We start from the raw sequence: 1,171 nt of genomic DNA, 5'->3' as shown, positions 1-1,171 counted from the left end.
CGAGTAGTGGCTGCCATAGGCAGGCAGTGCCGTCCGCCCCACCGCAAGCGCCTCACCGGCCACCCGCAGCGCCGACTTCGAAAGCGTCCGCATCGACCACCTCCGGACCGCTCATCCCAAGATAGCCGCCCAAAGTACCCAGCCAAGCCAGGGTTTCAACAGAGCAAGACCAAGTCAAAATCCGTGCGACCCAGCATTTCCTCACGCGGTCTTTGCATGAGCCTGCACCAGGCTTCGTTCATGAGAAGCCACCGGTGCGCCCGGTCCTTGACCAGGACCGGATGCGGCACGCCATTGAGCACCAGTTCCAATGACTTCGCTGTCTTGTAACTCGGCGCCAATGCGGACAAGGAATGTTCCTGGCGATCCGCAACACTCAGAAGTGCCTGAGCAATAAAGCCTTCCATCTGGGCTGTCTTTCGCCGTGAGCTGGGACGGGGCGTCTATCCGGCCGCCCAATCTTTTAGGATTGCTCTTCTTAATCAAATTTTCGTGAATTGTAAATGAATAATTGTACTGCATAGTAGCTTCGGTGTGCTGCGTGTCCGGTTTGTTCAGATCAGCAAGGATCAGTGCAAACTCGTACATGACCGGCATGCCCTCGTAAGACCCCGTCTGCCAAGTCGCTGGGCAGGTAGGCGGCTGCGAGTGGGGTGCCAGTGGCGCGACGAGCAGCCCTCAGGCGCTACCGCCGCTTGCGATTGCCGGGCAACGGCGGTCGAGGCGCCACTACTATCCAAGCCGGCGACTCTCCTGCCGGCCACGCCGATGAGGTGTGGCGGCCGGAGCCTGGCAGCGTCAGACCTAGGCTGGACACCTTTAAAAACCTCCCAGAGCCCAATCCTACTCTGAACAAGATCAAAATCTTATTGGGAGGTTGAAAGCGCAACGGGAGGGTTTTTAGAGGTGTCCGGCTGCCGAACAGCAGGAATTACCGGGAGCAGCGACGCTGCCAACTGCCGGCAGACAGCGCGGCACCCGAGCGCCTTGCCGCTAACTCCGGCCTTTCAGAGCATCTCTGCCTATCGCACGGAATCTTGGACCTAGGGCGGAATCCGATCATTCTGGTTCATAGCCTGCGGCGGTGAAGTAGTTTCGGCACTCTTCCGGGGTAAAGCGTGGCAGGGCGTCGCGGATGGCATCCCAGAGCCCGTCGATGGTCCGCGCGGCG

The 1,171-nt window shown here is 59.9% G+C and carries 1 protein-coding gene and 1 pseudogene; both read right to left on the bottom strand.

The window, feature by feature from the left end; genetic code table 11:
- Nucleotides 1–155: 155 nt before the first annotated feature.
- A complete protein-coding gene (locus H7965_RS32235) occupies nucleotides 156–407 on the bottom strand; it encodes a PAS domain-containing protein (RefSeq protein WP_186774103.1) in 252 nt (83 codons plus the stop codon).
- Nucleotides 408–1,059: 652 nt separating this feature from the next.
- A pseudogene (locus H7965_RS31615) lies at nucleotides 1,060–1,171 on the bottom strand (IS630 family transposase); the annotation flags it as partial.

Source organism: Siccirubricoccus deserti, assembly GCF_014283215.1.
Lineage (GTDB): Bacteria > Pseudomonadota > Alphaproteobacteria > Acetobacterales > Acetobacteraceae > Siccirubricoccus > Siccirubricoccus deserti.
The sequence above is the reverse complement of the archived record's forward strand: the minus strand, read 5'-3'. Positions and strand labels throughout refer to the sequence as shown.